Here is an 18,588-nt window from a genome sequence, read left to right as displayed (position 1 = left end):
GGCTGTATTTCAACAATTCTTATCTTTACCTTTCATAAAAAATTACACTATGGACTTTATATATCAGGATCCTTATCCAATTTTGAAAGACGAAACGCAATACCGAAAAATTACTTCCGATTTTGTAAAAGTGGAACAATTAGGCGAACGCGAGATTTTAACCGTTGATCCAAAAGGTTTGGAGTTATTGGCGCAAGAAGCCATGAGAGACGTTTCTTTTATGCTACGTACCTCACATTTAGAAAAATTGAAAGCCATTTTGGACGATCCAGAAGCCACCGATAATGATCGTTTTGTAGCCTACAACTTACTACAAAATGCTGCTGTAGCGATCGAAGGTGAATTGCCTTCTTGTCAAGATACGGGAACAGCTATTGTGATGGCCAAAAAAGGTGAAAATGTATACACCGGCGTTGATGATGCAGAATATTTGTCTAGAGGAATTTTTAATACTTACCAAGAAAGAAACCTCCGTTATTCTCAAATTGTCCCTATTAGCATGTTTGAAGAAAAAAATTCAGGATCGAATCTTCCGGCTCAAATTGATATTTATGCTAAAAAAGGGGCTTCTTATGAATTTCTGTTTTTAGCTAAAGGTGGAGGCTCGGCGAATAAAACCTATTTATACCAACAAACGAAATCCTTATTAAATGAGAAATCGTTAGATGCTTTTATTCGTGCTAAAATTATGGATTTAGGTACGTCAGCTTGCCCACCTTACCACTTGGCTTTGGTGATTGGAGGAACTTCTGCCGAAGCTAATTTGGCCGCTGTAAAAAAAGCTTCTGCAGGTTATTTTGATCATTTGCCTACTTCTGGAAACATGGCAGGTCAAGCTTTCCGAGATTTGGAATGGGAGAAAAGAGTGCAACTAATTTGTCAACAAAGTCAGATTGGAGCACAATTTGGAGGTAAATATTTTACACATGATGTTCGTGTCATTCGTTTGCCGCGCCATGCTGCTTCTTGTCCAGTGGGATTAGGCGTTTCTTGTTCTGCGGATAGAAACATCAAAGGAAAAATTACGAAAGACGGTATTTTTGTTGAACAATTGGAAGTGAATCCAAAACGATTATTACCAGAAACACCACCACATTTAGAAGCCGCTGTTGAGATTGATTTGAACAAGCCTATGCCAGAAATTTTGGCTGAGTTATCTAAATATCCTATCAAAACTAGATTAAAACTAAACGGTACCTTGATTGTAGCTCGTGATATTGCACATGCTAAAATCAAAGAGTTGTTAGATGCCGGAAAACCAATGCCAGAATACTTTAAAAACCACCCAATATATTACGCAGGGCCTGCTAAAACACCAGAAGGAATGCCTTCAGGAAGTTTTGGCCCCACAACTGCAGGTCGTATGGACGTGTACGTTGAGGAGTTCCAAAAAAATGGGGGAAGTATGGTAATGTTGGCCAAAGGTAACCGAACAAAAGACGTAATGAACGCTTGCAAAACCTATGGTGGATTCTATTTGGGATCAATCGGTGGACCAGCAGCTATTTTGGCAAAAGAAAACATTCTCTCGGTTGAAGTAGTCGATTTTGAAGAATTAGGTATGGAAGCCGTTCGTAAAATCACCATCAAAGATTTCCCTGCATTTATTATTACAGATGATAAAGGAAATGATTTCTTTGCGAATTTGTAAAGAAAAGTCTTTACTACAAAAAACCGCTCAGTTCTAAAGAATGAGCGGTTTTTTTATGCCTATTCTATTTTGGAACACAGATTTAAAAAACTACATCAACCGCAAAAACCAATCAACACAAGATAAAAAATCATCAAAATTCAACGGATTAAAATCCGTTACTACAATATAAAATCGTTCCGAAGAAACTATAACAATCACATAAAAGAGTCGTAGAATCGGTACATTTTGTAGGGCTGGAATTCATTCCAGCAAGCCAAATCATAGCGCTAAAATCCATTGCTGTAAAACACAGTCATTTTGTAATTTCAAATCATCTTACATGACCTTAAATGCCTTACATGGTTTTTAAAAATAATCCATGGAATGCTAACCAACTAACTAATCGTTCACAGGATTTTGGGTACAAGGACAGTTACTAGAGCCTTGGAAGAAATCAAAACCTAGGGTGAGCATATGTGTTCCTGAATTGGCGGCAGCAAAATCATTCATGGTGATTTGGTACGAATAGCCAAAATAGAATTTAGATTTTTGAAAACCAACCATAGGTCCAACATTCAAGGGTTTTCCGATTTGATCATTTAGAAAACGGTACGAAGCACCTACCCAATAGTAATCATCATAACTGTTGTATTTACGGTATTTGATATTGATATCCGTACTCGAACGACGATCCGATTCAAAATATTGGAAGTACATTGAAGGTTCAATCTCGGCACGGTTGTAGCCTCCGTCAGAAAAAACATAGCCAGTATATACTTGATAGTTACGCACCAAATCGGGTTCTAAAGCGATAAATTTATCCAGATCTTTGGGCAGCAAGTTACTCGCATTAAAACTCACATAAAATTTATTCAAACGATACAAAAGACCCACATCAAAGTTATTGTTGGATGTAAAACGATTGTTATTAATAGCGGCATCAGGATTGGTTGGATCCAAATTGTCAATATCAACACGGAAATTATTGATATTAAAAGACAAACCGAAAGACAAATACTGTTTGGAATAATAATCCAAAATGATGTGGTGCGCAAAAGAAGCCTTGGCACCGGTTTGCCTTGTGTTTCCATTTCTATCATTATACACTGACAACCCAACTCCGGATTGATCGGCTATTCGAAAATCGGCAAAAACAGATTGGTTGTTGGGGGCGTCTTTGATCCCTACCCATTGCGTTAAACCGTTGAGTCGGATTCTGAAATTATCTCCAATACCAGCATAAGTAGGCGAAAGCATAAAAGGATTATCCGCTAAATATTGTGTCCAAACCGGCAAATTCAACTCTTGCCCTTGCCCTGCTAAACCAATTAAAAGTAAACATGAAACTAATATCTTCTTCATTATAGTAGATTTTTTTGGTGTATTCCTTCTTCTTTTGTGGGAAAAGAAGGAATAATTAACCCATTGGGGGATTCTTTTTCTTATGTGCTACACGCAATCGTGCGGGTTTTAAAAATTTAACATTTAAATTATAAAATTTACCATTAAGGCATTAAGGTTCATTAAGTTTTGCTCTATTTTCTTACGCTCATATTGGTAAAAAAATGTATCTTCTTTTAGTTAACCCTCAAGACAGTAAGGTCAATTAAGCTCTAAAAACCTTCATTTTCTTAATCTCTTAATGATAAAAATTTTAATTGCTTTTAATTCACCAGTAAGAAATTAAGAGGCATTGAGCTCTAAAAACCTTCATTTTCTTAATCTCTTAATGATAAAAAATTTTAATTGCTTTTATTCACCATTAAGAGATTAAGTTCATTGAGTTCTAAAAACCTTCATTTTCTTAATCTCTTAATGATAAAAATTTTAATTGCTTTTAATTCACCAGTAAGAAATTAAGAGGCATTAAGCTCTAAAAACCTTCATATTTCTTAATCTCTTAATGGTAAAAATTTTACTTGCTTTTATTCACCATAAAGAGATTAAGTTGCATTGAGCCCTAAAAACCTTCATTTTCTTAATCTCTTAATGATAAAAATTTTAATTGCTTTTAATTCACCAGTAAGAGATTAAGTTGCATTGAGCCCTAAAAACCTTCATTTTCTTAATCTCTTAATGGTAAAAATTTTACTTTCTCATCACTCATTATTCCTTTCCCTTAACGCATCAAAGTAAAGTGACCTACAAATTCTCGATCATCTTGCTCATTTTTCAATTTCAAAATGTACCAATAATCACCCGTTGGCAATTCGAGACTATTGTATCTTCCGTCCCAACCTTGACCTACTCTAAGGTTAGCTATTTTTCGGCCGTAACGGTCAAAAATACTAATCGTCAAATCTTTGTAATTGATCGTATTGGTTGGCAACCAAGTATCATTATTACCATCACCATTTGGCGTAAACACATTTGGTATTTTGATATCAATAAATTCAAAATAACGCGTTGCCGTAGCTTCACATCCATTGGCATCACGTACCATTACCGTATAATCACCAGATTTATAGAAAATAAATTTATTGTTGGTGCTAAAGCTATTTCCTCCATCGAATGAATACTTATAATTACCTGCTCCAGCTGCACCCGTAGCAACAATTTCATTCAAGCCTCCGTCAGCTATAGTAAGCGTCAATTGTGTATATCCAATTACTTCAAACGAAGTCGTGATTTTTTCACACGTATTCAAGTGTCTTGCCGTGATGGTATGGAAACCTGGCGCAACATTTTTGAAAATATTGCTCGCTTGGAAAACCGTTGAGCCATCTAAAGCATAATCCACCAAAGTAGGGTCTACACTAGCATCTAGTGCAACCGTTACCGTATTGCTTGGCGAATTGAACTCACAACCATAGACCACACTAGCTTTTGGATCTAGATTTACAGATTTATCTAAAGCCACCAACCATTCAGCTGTACAACCGTTGAAATCTTTGATGTACACGGTATGATCGCCACCAGTTAATCCAGTAAAGGCAAAAACGTTTTGAGTCGCTGTTCCAGTGAAATACGTTCCATTGATATTGTCAATACTTACGCTATAAGGCGCCACACCTCCAGTGATGTTGATATCAAAAGCTGCATTTTTATCTCCAAAACATACCTCTTGTATTTCAGAACCTGCCACGGTATTCACAAAAATAGGTTGTGGCTCGGTGATTTCTTCGGATAAAAGAATAAAACAACCATTGGCATCTTGTACTATGATTTGGTAAGTACCTGGGGCCAATTGATCAAACACACCGGTATCAAAGAACTGATCCATTCGTGGTGAAATCGCATACTTAATCGCTCCCGTTCCGCCAGATGCGGTTACAGTGATGACACCATTGGCCGCTCCGTTACAAGTAATTGGCGTAGGTACTGCACTTGCCGTCAATGATGTTAATGGCTCTTCTATCACTTCAGAAACGGATACTACTTGACAATCTACTCCACTATTCACACGAACACTATAAGTTCCTGCAGGCAATTGCGTAAAATTACCTGGAGTGGTTTGTACCGGAGTAAATGCTACTGGATTACCTACACCATCTAATAAAGTATAAATATAATTGCCTAAACCACCTGTTGCGGTTGCTACAATCACTCCATTGGCATCACCTTTACAATTGATTTTCGCATTTTGTACATCAAGATCTACTTTCAAAACAGGTAGCGGTTCAATCTTAACATCATTAGAAACGACACTAATACATCCGTTCACATCACGTACGTAGTAACGGTAAGTTCCTACAGGTACATTGAGTATCGTAGTTGTTGTCGCAAAAGTGCCATACAAAAGTGGGTTAGCAGAAACCGTAAAAGCACTGTCTGCACTATACGTGTACGTTCCTTTACCACCAGTTGCACTTAAGGTTATACTAGATAAAATATTACAAGTTTGTGTTGTTGCCAATACCAAACTTGCCACAACCTCTGTTGGCTCAGTAATATCAATAGCAGCAGAAGTCGTTCCACAACCCCAGCCATCTGTTACCGTTACGGTATAGGTTCCTGCGCCTAAATTACTAAACACTGGATCTGCTTGTGGCCCTGAGCTGATCACTGGCGTAGCCGAAATTGTATTCAAGGTGTATAAGTAGTTCCCGTTTTGACCGCCTGTTGGAGCACTTACAGTTATGGTTGCAGAGGTATCTCCTTTACAAGTCAACAAAGTAGTGCTTGGTATAGCGTTAAAAGCAATTGGCGTTGGATTAGTCAAAACTACTGTTCTGAACACTTCACATCCTCTTGGATCTCTCGCTTTCACTACATAATTTCCAGCGGTCAAGCCGTTAAAAGTACTAGTCGTACTCCAGGTTGAAATAGTGGTTCCGGACAAGGTTTCTTCCAATTGGAATTCATACCCACCTGGCCATCCACCAGAAGCTGTTGCAGCAATTGAACCGTCATTGTTACCTGTTACGCAAGTAATTTCAGTATGAGATCCGCCAATAACTAAAGCTTCATTTGGACCTCCAATCGTAAAGTTTTTACTTACGGTACAGTTTGGTGGACCTGTCAAAGTCGCAGTAATCGTATAGGTTCCCTTAGCTAAGTTGGTCAAGTTCACCGTGCCTGTTGCTGTTGAAGAACCACCTGGTAATGAATTCCCAAGAGCATCTACTAAAGTATAATCAAATGGTCCAGCATTATCAAATGGCGAAGGTACTCTATCTATTAAAGTCACTCTCGCACTTCCGTTAGTGTCATTTAAACAAGTTACATCTACTACATTGTCGATAGTCAAGTCGAAAGTGTTCGGTTCGTTTACGTAGTGTACCCCGATGATTTCGCAATTCGTATCTAAGTTTTTAACTGTGATTAAGTAATTAGCCACAGGTAAATTGGTGAATGTAGCTACACCAGCAACTACTGAAACTGGAGCTAAACTATATGCAGTTCCTTTAATCGCCGTTGGTGGCGTAGTGGTAGTATCGTAAATAACATCCTCGACTGTATATTGTAAATTAGTCGCTGTACCAACACCAATTGTTGTTACTGAAACATCAATATCTTCTGTGGTAGGATTACAAGTTATTGGACGCGTAACATTCACATTTACTTTATCCAATTGCACAAAAGGAGCAATGATAATTGGAGCCGAAGTACCTGGACAACCATTCTCATCATACACATTTACGATGTAAGAACCTCCTGAAAAATCCGCTTCAATATAAATAGGATTGTCACTTTTTTGAACAGGAATAGGATTACCTACTTTAATAAATTCATATTGTAAGTAGGTACCTGAACCACCTGTCACTCCAGTAACGGTAATGGTAGCATTTTTACTTGAATTTCCTGTGGCACAACCAAATGGAACTACTGTTGGAGTTGGTACCAGAATTGGATCAGGTTCATCAACATCTATAGGTTGTGAAACTGAACAACCTCTTCCTGAAGTAACGGTGACAGTATACGTACCCGCTGCTAAACCGCTGAACAATGGAGAGGTTTGAAGGGAGCACCCGTTGCAGGTATTGTAACTGGAACACCACCTATAGTTGTTCCTTTTAAAGCATAAGTATAAATTGGATTATCATTTACTCCTAGTGTTGAAGGAGCCATGTTAACCCTAATCGTACCATCCGAATCTCCGTTACAAGTAACTGGAGTTGCAACTGGAACAAAATCAATATTTTGATTGGGCAAGAACATAATCACGTCCACCCATTTTTCACAAGCTGGCACTGTGGATTTATCTCTAACATAAAACCTATAAGGTGTTGCACTTGCTGCTAAACCAGAGAATACATTGGAAGAACCATAAGTACCACCAAATCCAATTGTATATTCATAATTTGCCGGAATAGCAGATCCACCACTAACCGTTAGGGTTACCTCACCATCTGCAGCTGTACAAGTCGATAGGGTAGTTATGTCAGCTCGTAATTGTAATGGTTCAAAAATCGTTACTGGTGTAGCTGTTTTTGCAATACAACCATTGGCATCTTTTACCCAAACAGTATAATCACCAGGAGAAGTTACAGATAATGAAGATGATGGTAGGAAACTATTGCCATCCAAACTATATTGTAAAGTTCCTACACCTGTACCCAATGCATTGATGGTATAACCCGTTGGCGACGGACATTGACTGGCAAACGTTGCGGTTACAGTTGGTTCGGGATCTAATGAAATCGGCACTGTTACAAAACGGAAACATCCGTTAGCATCTTTTACATATACGTCGATTAGATAAGGTGACGCAGCTGTTGCTGATGTCGCAATTGTTTTGGTTTTTGAAAAAGAGTAGAACCCTATTGGACTTGTTCCAGTAGGCACAAAAGCAAATTGAAAGCCTAGTGTTCCACCCACAATAGTAGTATCATCAACAGTAACTACTGCTCCTGAAGTGTTACAATTTTGATTTTTAACGTTTACTATCATTCCGGTTACATCTAAAACCGCTGGCTGAGTAATGATAACAGTATTAGATGGTTTTATACAACTTGGATATGCTGTTTGGGCAATGCTTACGGTGTAATCTGTTCCAGCAACTAAACCATGATTGAGTACCATTGGATTAGTTGTTGTATTTCCTGCACCTGTAAAAGTTGTAGGAACCCCACCTTTTAAAATAGTATAATTATAAGCACCGGTATAGTTACTAATATTAATTTCAATTTGACCCGTTGCATTAGTAGCACAATCTACATTTTTAAATGCACTAGCCGTTACGGTCATGGTGTTGAATACTGGAACGGTGTACGCATTTGAAATAATACTACAACCTGTTGTATTATCCGTTATTTTAAATTCATAAAAACTTCCTATTGATGTAGCAGGATAAGTGAATGAAGTAGCACCAGCGGTAATTGGTACTAACGCATCATAATTTCCTCCATCAATAGCAACTTGATAACTAAAATTAGTAGGAGTAGCACCACCAACTACATCTATTTGAATCAACTCTCTACCATTAAGACAATCCATTCGCGATCCTGCAATAGTAGATAGGGTTGCTTTGGCTGACATTAATTTAGGTAACGGATTTAATGGTGTCGCCAATTTTGTTGTTTGAACACATCCATTAGAATCTTTTACATAAAAAATTGGATCTTGAATGGCACTATTATCCACTAAATTAAAAGTGTATTTATTATCGGCAACTGGTGTACTATTACTTGTAAAATAATTGAACCCATCTGTACTAAAAGTGTAGGTTCCAGTACCGCCAAAACCTTCAACAACCGCAGTTGTCTTGGCAGGATCTACAGCACAACTAAAAGGAGTTGCAGTAGCTGTAGCCGTTACGGCGACTGGATCAGCAATAATCACACCAGATACAGTAGCTTGACAACCTCTACCGGATGTAACCGTAACATCATAAGTTCCTGGAGTTAAATCTTTGAAAACATTTGATGGTTGGGCTGGGCGATTCAACGTTCCGGACAAGGCATACGTATAATCAAGATTGTCATTTACTTGTCTTAAATTAACCGTTAAAGTTCCATTATTGTTGGTACCATTTAATGCATTACAATCTATAGGAGTTGTACTTATATCGGTTATAAGTACATCTACATCTGTTGGAATTAAAAAATCTACTGTAGTTGATTTCGTACAACCTGTTACTAAATCTTTAACTTGAACTGTATAATTTCCTGCGGCTTGATTTGTAAACACAGCATTATCAAGTTGAACCACATTTGGAGTCGTAACAACAGTATTATTTATTAAAGTATACTCAAAATGATTTGCAGGTGCCGCTGGAGCTGGCGATCCGCCTGTTACCACAGCTGTAATTTCACCATTGGCTACTTTACAAGTAGGTGGTGCTGTAAAACTTGCATTAACAACAAGAGGTACAGCAATTTTTGGCAATGTTACTTTAAATTTACATCCATTAAAATCTTTAACTTCAACAGTATGATCTCCAGAAGAAATATTGATGTAAAAAAAACTTAAGGCTGTTTGTGCAACAAATTCACCTCCATCTAGACTATAAGTATATGGAGCAATACCATTAACAGTTGTATTTACTACATCAATAACAAAAGCACCTTCAGCAGCACAAGCACTGTTAACTACCGCTGTAATGACTGGTGCAGGATCTAATTTTACCTCAACAAACTTGTACACAATACAGCCATAAGCATCTCTTACATATACTATATAATGACCTGCTTCTTTATTAAATGTATTACTTGTATGAGAAGCAACAGTAAATGAAGCAGCAGTCGGTGGAATATCTAATAAAGCATCAATGACACCAGGAGTACCATTATCAACAAATACTTGATACAAATAAGGAACTGCACTTATGGGTGGAGTGGCCGTAAGATCTTCTTTAATCGTCGTTCCGCCTTGTCCAAAAGCCTCAATTATACCTTTGTTAATTCCACAATTATCATTCTTATCAGAATTGGCTGTTAAAGTTAATGGTACTACAGATTGTGTTATTGTAAAAGTCTTAGACGAATTGATACAAAGATCAACTGCTCCTACATTATCGTATTCTGTAAATAAAATATAATAAGTACCTGGAATTAACGAATCAGGAATATCAAATCCTGCAATAGCACTAGCCTTTGTCACCATACCAGCAATAGCAGGCAAATACTCTACATTAGTTTGAGAATTAAACACTTTATATTTCACATGACTAGTTGCAACATTAAAATCGCTAAGAGTGAAAGAAACTTTTCCATTGCCAGCTCCTTGACAAGTTACATTAGCCGGTGTTATAGCAATATCCAAAGTGGAGAGAGTCTGTGTAGGAGCCTCTGCTTGTTTGAAATAATAACATCTAGTTGTTTCATCATATACAATAAATGAATATGTTACTCCTGGGTTTAAACCTGTAAAAAGAGATTGTAAATATTGAGGATTTGTGTCATCAACCATATTCAGAGCATCTTGATAAGATGCCATATTATCATCATATTTATATGGTGGTGTAGAAGCAGAAACAATTGGATACAATGCAAAATGATAAGGCCCTCCAACTACTTTAGGATTTACTGAAACCAATAATTCTGCTGTACTACAAGATGGAGATCCTGTAATAATAATATCCATCTCCTCTGGTGGAGAAGCCATACTAATCGTTTTGGTCAGTGAACAACCATTAGCATCGGTTACTGTTAGTTCATAAATCCCAAAATCTAAAACTGTAAAAGTATAATCTCCTCTTGTGTCTGAAATCGCATGTGGAGCTGTTTGAGTTGGTTTTCCAATATTATTAGTCAATGTATAAGTAAAAGGACCGTCTAAAACTACTGGTGGTCCAACATTAGCAACTTTTGAACCCCCAACTAAATTTGTTACAGAAATCGAACCATAAGACAATCCTGCCCCAACGCACGTTATTGGCTGTATATCCTCTTTAAAAGTTATTTTTAAAGGTTCTTTTATCTCTATACTTGTTTTTTCAAGGGAGCATCCTTTAGCGTCAGTAACTTTTACAGTATAAAAACCAGCTGGCAAACCAGTAGTTTTGGTTCCATAGGAAGTTGAAGTAGTTGTATTTACAACATCTATTATATAAGGACTTGCTCCCTTATTCGGGTCAATAACTACTGTAATAGAACCTGTTGCATCACCGTTACATAAAATAGTAGAATTTGGAGTCGCTGTAAATTCAGGATTTGTTTTTGGAGCTACAATCACTGTTGAAGTTAAACTACAACCAGGCAAAGAAGCATCTGTTAAAGTAAACAAATAAGTATTTTGTATGGTTGTATCAGCTGTAAGATCTGTGTAAATAAATGTGGTACCTGTAACCGCTATTGGTGTAGAAGCTGCCCCACCATTTTTTGTTACGGTATAGGTATAAGCTACCGTACCACCTGAAACTGTCCCTTTAATTTCAATATTCTGACCAAGACAATTAGCAGACTTGTCCAAAACAGCATTGAATTTTAATTCCTGAGCAATAGGTTGAGCAGCCAGAGTTAGAATACATCCGGTACTAGTATCTTTCACCCTAACAATGTAACTGCCCGGATCTAATAATCCAAAAGTTCCATTCGATTGATACGTTCCGTTGTTAATGCTATACATATAAGTTGGCGAAGGGACTGTAGGCGTTACCACAATAGTCGCCTTTCCTGCAGTATCATAGCATAAATCTGACAATGTCAAATCAATACTGGCACTTGGTGTAACAATAACAGCCATCGTAAACGTATCTGTTTTGGTACATCCATTTCCACTTAAATCTGTAACCGATATGGTATACGGACCGGGCTGAGTTACATTAAAACTTGCGGTAGATTGTGGACCAACAACTGAACCATCTGGCTGTTTAAGTGTATAACGGTTATTTCCCCAGCCTCCAACGGTATTGATCACCACTTTACCATTGACTAAACAAGTAATAGGTGAAATAGTTGGAGCTGTAATTGCTAAAGCTGCATTTGGCTCATCCACTTTTAAAACTTTTGTAGCCTTACACTCCGTACTAGGATTAGTTACGGTTAAGGTATATGTATCTGCCGCCAAACCTATGTAGTCAATAACATTTCCTGTTTGTGTAGATTGCCCACTTGGGACTACTGCATTAAGGCTATTTCTAAGTTCATAGGTAAACACTCCAGCATTGCCAGAAACAGTGAATTTTAACTTTCCGTCTGCAGCTGTTTTACAAGTAACATTGGCTACTAATGAACCATTAACAATTACAGGCAATACATCTTTTACAGTATACGTTCCGGTAACCGAACAATTATTTTCATCAGTCACTTTAAAAGCATAAGTGGTACCTGCTGCTCCTGCTGTTAATCCTGTAAAAGTCACTGGTGTTGTTGCACTAGTTATACTCGTAACGGCAGCAAGTGGAGCGGTAATTTCATATTTCAAATTGCCTTTTCCACCTGTTACACTAATGGTAACCTCACTGGTTAATTCTGTAGGCTTACAAGTAATTGGTTTTTCAGTAAAAACAGGGTTTGTTGGCGGATTCAAAGCCACAATCTCCAAAGAAGGAGCCGAAGTAAGAAAACATCCTTTAGCATCAGTAGCCGTTACGGTATAACTTCCTGCTACGCTCAAATTAGGGAAAAGCCCTGTAGTATTTGTAGCTACTGTTGTTTCTACCGTCGCAACGGTTCTTTTCAATACATAGGTAAAGCCTCCATTTCCTTTGGTAGCTATAGCTTCAATTGTAGCTTCACTGTCACACGTATAAGGCGTTTTGATACTAGCGTTGATCTCTATAGCGTCTGGTTGTTTTACTTCAAATGAAAATTCTTCTTGACAATTTTTTTTATCGGTAACCGTGTATTTATAAGTTCCTGGCGCTAAACCGGAATAATTTGCCGTTGTATTAGTAGACAAACCGGTTGTAGCAGTACCAGCAGTGATCGCAAAAGTATAAGGCGCCACTCCAGTCAACGCTTCAAGAATGACACTTCCGTTATTTTCACCATTACACTTAACATCGGTTACTGTTGCTTTTGCAGTCACCGCAATTTTTGCATTAATAGTGGCAGAAGTAGTGGTTTTACAACCAATAGCATCCGTAATTTCAAATTGGTAGGTACCTGACACACCTGTTGTATAGGTAAAAGTAGTAGCAGTCCCTACAGGTCCAGCAAGTGTTCCTGTCGTTTGTCCAGAGGTTAGTACCACCGTAAAGGGTGCAGTTCCGCCTGAAATAGTTCCTGTAATCACAGCATCTGGAGATCCTGGCGCTGGATCACAATCCAAATCTGTAGTTACTTGCGTATTCGCGGTTACTTTAGCATTAATTACTTGTTGTGCTGTTTCAGCAGGACAACCGTTACTATCGGTTACTCTAAAGACATAATTGCCTGTTACAGCAGCCGTATGGGTAAATGATAGTGTAGTAAACGTCGCGCTAGAGGCACTAAAAGTACCACCGTTTAAACTGGTTTGGTAGCTGTAAGGTGCTACGCCTCCAGTAATTGCCACGTTAATCTTAGCCCCAGTAGTTGGATCAAAACACATCGCTGTGCTCGGAACAACTGCTGCAGATATAGTTGGTACTGCATCAATAGTAATGCTGTACTCTGTTGGATTCGAACAACTATTGGCATCAGTAGCTTTGATGAGATAGGTACCAGGAGCAACATCGGGCAAAACTCCATTAGCTGGAAACGCGATCACCGTATTAGGTGCCACAGTATTTATTAATTCAAATTTATAAGCTGGAGTTCCTCCTGTTGTACTTCTCGCATCAATGGTCGCTCCAGTAAGACAAGTCGCTTTAGTTTTTGTAGCATTCACAACAATTGGAGCTGGTTGACTAATGTTTACTGGAGGAAACGTTTTGGTACAAGCCGTAACGGTAGACCCAATTGGGCGAACAGCTACCGTATATGCCTTAGGTCCTAAATTGGTGATTGTATAAGGCGACGTGGTTAATACGGTTGTATCCCAAGTCGTTCCGTTATCTAGGGAATATTGGTAGCCTGTAGTGGTATCAAAATTAGTGGCACTAATAGTGATTTCGCCATTGATTTCGCCATTACAAGTTACGTTTTTAGTACCTGTAATTTCAGCGGTAAAGGCTTTTCCGGTAGCAATAGTTAAAGGGAAACTTTTTGAAGCAATACAGCTTTTTGGGAGTTGGAATACTTTAATGTCATCAATCGCCACATCGTTCCCATTTCTATTACTTTTATTGGAACGAATAATAAACGTTAGCGTGGTATTATTTCCTGGATCTAAAGTGATAGGCGTTTTAGGGTATTTTTCCCATAATTCAGATTTAGGGACATCACCGGTTGTAAAGGTTTGGATTTCCTTTCCTGTGGCATCCACTAAGGCTACTGCCAGATTACAATCTATTTGATTGTTAGTTTTGTTAAGTAAATTCTTTACATACAACTCAAAATTTATGGGTTGATTGGGGATGATGTCCTTAATTACTTTTTTATAAATAACATCCGTTGTACCAATTTTGTCTCCTAAGTTCACCACTAAACATCTTCCATTAGGCGTTGGAGGGACAGTTTGGGGAGTGTGATCGCCAGGTTGTATCCAAGGTCCAAAAGGTTTAACGATTCTTGCAGTTACCGAATAATCACCATCATTTATTTCAATACTATTTCTACATTGTGTAGCGACTACTTGTCTTTCAAAACAATAAAAAGTAGTATTGATTCCAGGAGATTCAACATCTGCTCCGTATCCAAAATTTTCAAAAAGCAAATTACTTGGTGTAGGTACGCTATTCAATTTGTAGTCTACTCGTATGGAATGAAGTCCTGATGTAACACCCACGAAGACATTATTCGTGATCGGTGTATTCGGCTTGTTGTCGATATAATACTCATAAGTATACGACGCATTGGCAGGATTTTGCACCGTAACCGTACTAGTAGCCGAACCGTCACAATTGTAATCAATTTGTGGTGTAGAGTTAATTACGGGCTCTGCGGGTTCTGGATCTAAGATAACGGGCGCACTAAAAATACAACCGTTAGCATCTTTGACATACAAGGTATAAGTCCCTGGAGCTTTGTAAGCATCGTTTACTGTTGTCCAATCAGCTGGATTTGCGGGGTTATTAAAATTAAACAAATAAGGATTCGGTCCAGCAAAAGGCGTTCCTCCTTGTGGATTGGTAATGCGGACTTTTCCGTAGTTTTTATTTGGTGCGGGCCCACAACCTGCTAATTCTGATACTCCAGCAGAAGCCGATAAGGCTGTAGTGGGTTCAGTAAGGTTAATATCAGGTCGGGTTTCAAAACAGTTTACACCACTAAGAGTGTATCTTAGGATTGGTTTGTAGGTACCTGCTGGTAAGTCAGAGAAAGTGCCATTGGCTACATAGGTCACACCATTGTCAATACTGTACGCCAAGGTATAACCATTGGCATTGGTTACATCAAATTTAATGGTTCCAGTGTTAGCTCCATAACAGTTGATGTTAGTCCCCGCCACAGTGAATACTGGTTTAGGGTTGGCGTCTATTCTGATGCCCGGGATGGTGTAGGAGCAGTTGTTTTTATCCAACACCCTAATGGAGTAAGTCCCTGCGTTAGTAATCACAATTTTAGGATCGGTTTGTGAAGTTGTGGATCCGTTTACATAATAGTAATAGGGAGCCGTACCATTTTTTGGCGTAACGGTAATTTCCCCATTCTCACATGTTAAGGGTTTGGTGATTGCTGGGGATGCGGTTAAGGCAGCTGGTGCAATAATTTCGGCCGTTCCATTATAGCTACAGCCGTCTTGAGTAGCCACCGTATACGTATACACTCCCGCGTCCTTACCAGTAAATTCATATTCTGAAGCTGTACTATTAATTACCTTTTCAACAGAAACTCCTCCTTTAAATAGCTCATAAGTGTATTGGGCGCCGTTATAAGCTGTTCCATATACTTTAATACTTCCTTTTGAATCATGACATAACGGTTGTGTGATGACAGGCGCAATAGGATTGAATACAATTTTATAAATAGGAATATTTTGTATTTCAAAAATACAAGGATTGGTAGCAACACCTACTTGTCTAATGAAAACGGTATAAGTTCCTTCAGTAGTAATATTAAACGTATTACTAGATTGATAGCCAGAATTTTTGCTTAAACTATATTCGTAATTCGTTCCAAGACCATTGATGGTAATGCTACCGTTTTTCCCACAAATCATATCTTTTTTATCGACAGTATAGTTTAATTCATTTTTATACACATTAAAATAAAAACGACTAAAACAACCTCCGAAATAGATAGAAACGCGGTATTGCCCTGCAGTATCGGCTCTAAATGTGTTACCATCAGGGATGGCTGAGGTCCAAGTACAGGTTGGGCTTACATTGGCACATAAATCAGACAAATTAGGGTCAGGGACACAAGTGGTTTTTTCCCATGTGATTCTTGTCGCTCCTAAAGAAGATAAATTGATGTCTTTATGCGCATTTTCCTTATTCCCACATAAGAAAAATTTAGGCAATACACTACCGTCATTCACACACTTATCAATTAGACCCGTTGCTGGGTTTATGTTATCGGCAATATCAATTAAAGGATTTTTTGGTTTTGCAGCATAGTCGGCCACGGTGATTATTTCCTCTAAATCCACACAAGGCGGTGTTGCAGTATTTTTTACGTAGTACGTTCCAGGTTTGGTTACTGTCAGCGTTTGAGAAGTTCCTATTACCGGAAGCCCTGTAGGACTCGTTGACCAAGAATAAGAAGCGTATCCACCAGTAGCTGATATCGTTACATTATCACCACACAATACATCATTTCTCTTTTTACAATCGTCTACCCCTACCAAAAAGTTGGTCGATTCGGGCACACTAATAGTACAAGCAGAATAAGACGAAAAACTATCTTCCCCAAAGCCTTTTCCATCATTGGTATTGATTTCTCCTGTATATTTAGATTTGGCGGTGTTTTTTATGATATTATTACAAGGCTCGGTTAAGTTTTCACAAGTAGGCACCACTTGAACTTTAAAACGAATAGGGGTACTAAGATTTCCATTCTTATTGACTAAGTTATCTGGTATCCTAAAAGTAATTGTTCTTGTAGTTGCATTGTAGGTATGCGTCACTCCTGCTGGTAATGGCGCCTCAATGTCTGCTGGATAATTAAAATTAGTATTTGCAGGTAATTTATCTTCTATAGTAAAAGTTTTAGCGTTGTCATTACCTACATTTTGAAATTGAAGTTCATAGGTCAAAACTTCACTTAATTTTACCGGCTGATTAGCTGCATCCACACCACCTTTCAATACCTTTTTTGTCAAGATGATTTTAGGTTCAATAACTTCAACCGCGATAGCGTTAAAATAATAAAAGTAAACATCCCCAGTACTTCCTAAAGTGATCTTTGCGGAAGTGGCATCGTTCTTTATAGCAGAATTGTTATCGTTTTTTAATTCAATAATACCTGCATCATACCCCAAAGTATTGCTACTAGCTGGAGTACGGTTGGGTGCTGTAAAATTGGCTGTTTTTTTAGTATTTGGATCGATGTAAGTAATCGAACTATTGAAAAAATTGTCCGTAGGTCTCAGAGTAGTTCCTGTTGCTGTCGCAGCACTTTGCTTCACCCCATTAATTTCCAAATAATCGCCATCTATCTTCTTATCACCTTCTAAGGTCGCAAAAGCAAAACTTGCATTTACAGGTCCTTTAGGTATGGTTCTAAATCCAGAAACAGTTATGTCCAAAGTAGTTGTTCCACTAATCCCACTAAAACCATCATACGATGTTATTGAACGTGCGGGTAATTTAGGGTCCTCATAAACGATATACAACGACCAGCCAGCAGATAATCCCGTACTAGAATTATACCCCGTACTAGAAAGGACATTCGCTACAGTATACGTTCCATTAGCATCGGTCAAGGGCTGTACTAAAGAAGTAACATCTGCATAACAAGCATAAGGTCTGTTTTTATCTCTACCAATACCATTAGACTGATTAATAGCATCATAAATTAATTCTCCAGTAATGTCATTATAACCTCCTACTGGCGTTTTGAATTTAATAGAAGTAAATTTTGTTCTATCCACTGAATTATCCCCATCTCTGATAATTCCAGACCAATACAATGCGGCGTACACAATTTTATAACATGGAGCGCCCGGAGCATTAGAATTTGGGACAGTCAATACGGCGCTACTAGAACTAAAAGTAGTAGGATCACTGTCAATATTCACATATTGCATGTCAATATCTGAATTGTAAGAATCTTTATCATTGAAATTAGTATTATCCTGACTCAGAATATTATTTCCAATCATTAGTTGATCACCCTTTACATTTTTGTCAAAACGAATATTGAAAGGTTTCAAATTTTGCCCATACGAGCCTTGTGACATAAAAAACAACATCCCAACCATAGCCAAAGCATACGAAAGGCATCTGTTTTTAGACTGCTGAACAATTGGAAATGTTGGCAAATGGAACTTGCGCAACAAAGATATATTCTTGGAAATAAAGGTAAAAAACTCCAAAAATAGCAGGTGTAAAATAGTAGGTTTCTTCATGGTTTTGGTATGGTATTTACTTTTATCGTTGCTAATTCTTGGGGAGGAAAAAGCAACGATAAAAAAAACTTTTATAATGGTTATCTATATGG

The 18,588-nt window shown here is 38.0% G+C and carries 4 protein-coding genes; 1 reads left to right on the top strand and 3 read right to left on the bottom strand.

Annotation, left to right across the window (positions count from 1 at the left end):
• Nucleotides 1–49: 49 nt before the first annotated feature.
• A complete protein-coding gene (locus BXU11_RS01995) occupies nt 50–1,651 on the top strand; it encodes a fumarate hydratase (RefSeq protein WP_024980597.1) in 1,602 nt (533 codons plus the stop codon).
• A 381-nt stretch (nt 1,652–2,032) separates the two neighbouring features.
• Here BXU11_RS01995 and BXU11_RS01990 read toward each other — a convergent pair whose 3' ends face one another.
• The 3 genes from BXU11_RS01990 to BXU11_RS01980 all read right to left on the bottom strand — a co-directional run bounded on the left by BXU11_RS01990 (nt 2,033) and on the right by BXU11_RS01980 (nt 18,496).
• Nucleotides 2,033–2,995 (bottom strand): type IX secretion system membrane protein PorP/SprF, encoded by a 963-nt coding sequence (locus BXU11_RS01990; RefSeq protein ID WP_024980596.1) that lies wholly within the window; start codon nt 2,993–2,995, stop codon nt 2,033–2,035.
• A gap of 757 nt (nt 2,996–3,752) precedes the next feature.
• A complete protein-coding gene (locus tag BXU11_RS01985; RefSeq protein ID WP_078210835.1) occupies nt 3,753–7,022 on the bottom strand; it encodes a T9SS type B sorting domain-containing protein in 3,270 nt (1,089 codons plus the stop codon).
• The gene (locus BXU11_RS01980; RefSeq protein WP_078210834.1) at nt 7,007–18,496 is read right to left on the bottom strand and encodes a hypothetical protein; all 11,490 of its coding nucleotides are present in this window, start codon (nt 18,494–18,496) and stop codon (nt 7,007–7,009) included. Before BXU11_RS01980 ends, BXU11_RS01985 begins: the two co-directional genes overlap by 16 nt.
• Nucleotides 18,497–18,588: the final 92 nt, after the last annotated feature.

The organism is Flavobacterium sp. LM5 (assembly GCF_002017945.1).
Classification (GTDB): Bacteria; Bacteroidota; Bacteroidia; order Flavobacteriales; family Flavobacteriaceae; genus Flavobacterium; species Flavobacterium succinicans.
Note: the sequence above shows the minus strand (reverse complement) of the source record. Positions and strands in the feature narration are given on the sequence as shown.

Excerpts from the sequence above, each read along its gene's own strand:
- BXU11_RS01995 (WP_024980597.1), top strand. The coding sequence starts at position 50 with ATGGACTTTATATATCAGGATCCTTATCCAATTTTGAAAGACGAAACG.
- BXU11_RS01990 (WP_024980596.1), bottom strand. The coding sequence starts at position 2,995 with ATGAAGAAGATATTAGTTTCATGTTTACTTTTAATTGGTTTAGCAGGG.
- BXU11_RS01980 (WP_078210834.1), bottom strand. The coding sequence starts at position 18,496 with ATGAAGAAACCTACTATTTTACACCTGCTATTTTTGGAGTTTTTTACC.